This window comes from Mesorhizobium abyssinicae, from assembly GCF_049887195.1.
Lineage (GTDB): Bacteria > Pseudomonadota > Alphaproteobacteria > Rhizobiales > Rhizobiaceae > Mesorhizobium > Mesorhizobium abyssinicae.
This window is the reverse complement of sequence record NZ_JARAKC010000179.1, coordinates 1-224: the sequence shown is the minus strand read 5'-3', so window position 1 is coordinate 224 and position 224 is coordinate 1. Positions and strand designations below refer to the sequence as shown.

The window sequence follows — 224 nt, the reverse complement described above, 5'->3', positions numbered from 1 at the left end:
GTTGGCGCCGTGGATGGAGATGACGATGTCCTTGGTGGTGCCGTCGGAGGTCTGCACCGTGATGGTGTCGGTGAGCGCCGGATCGCCGGTGTTGAGGGCCTGGACGGCGGCGTCGTCCTCGTTGAGGGCGTAGCTCCACTCGCCGGCGGCGTTGATGGACAGCGTGCCGTGCGCGCCGTTGGTGACCACCGAGAAGTCGTTGGCGCTGTCGACGTCGGTGGCGT

1 protein-coding gene is annotated in these 224 nt (G+C 67.9%); it reads right to left on the bottom strand.

Translation table 11 applies throughout. The features are described from left to right. Nucleotides 1-224 (bottom strand): VCBS domain-containing protein (locus PU724_RS34235; RefSeq protein WP_426213884.1); only part of this gene is annotated, 224 nt, incomplete at both ends.